Below are 754 nucleotides of genomic sequence, written 5' to 3' on the forward strand. Positions count from 1 at the left end.
GTACCTGCCCGATGGCCCGGTAGCACCGGCCTGGAACGCCCCCACCGTCCGCGCGGTGATCCAGCGGACGGCCCGCGATCTGCTGCGTGACTCCATGGCCCCCGACCCCGACGAGGTCGCGGAGTGGCTGGTGAGCGCTGCAAGCGAGAGTCCCGCTCTGGTCCAGGCCGCACCCGCCGCCGAAGAGGCCGAATTCCTCACTGTCTTCGCGAGCGCCGCTGACGAACTGATCACCGACAGCGGCTCGGAACACCTGCTGTGGACCTACCTCAAGGAGGACGGAGGCCGCCAGATCCTTGATCTGGCAGGTCCCCGTGCCTACCGGCAGCTGCGTGCACGGCCCATGGCTCGCGTGCCGCAAGAGCCCGGCTCGTCCGTCCCCGGCGAGCCGCCCGCGGCCTCGCCTGCCGATGAGAGCGCACGCGAGCGGAAGCGTGCCGAGTTCCGGGCCGAGAGCGAACGCTGGGCCGCCGCGACGCACGAGGACGCCCGGGAAAGGGCCGTGCGAGCGGCCCTCGCCGATGATCATCTGCGAGGGCTGCTGGTGAACGGGCAACCCCGCGAGGATGCCCGTCAGTTGTTCATGGACTGGCTCAGCGGCGCCGACCTTTCGGCAACAGGCGCGGGAGGGGGAAGGTTCCGGGACTGGTTCCGCCACGCCGGCCAGGGAGTGGAGGAACAGTACGCCGATGGCGCCTTCGAGCAGGTGTACGCCGCCGTGGCCGCGGTGCCGACCGAACAGACGGGGCAAGAC

General features: G+C 71.0%; 1 pseudogene. It reads left to right on the forward strand.

From position 1 onward, the window contains the following. Positions 1–55: 55 nt before the first annotated feature. A pseudogene (locus ACWGJ2_RS40400) lies at positions 56–754 on the forward strand (hypothetical protein); the annotation flags it as partial.

This window comes from Streptomyces sp. NPDC054796 (genome assembly GCF_053611545.1).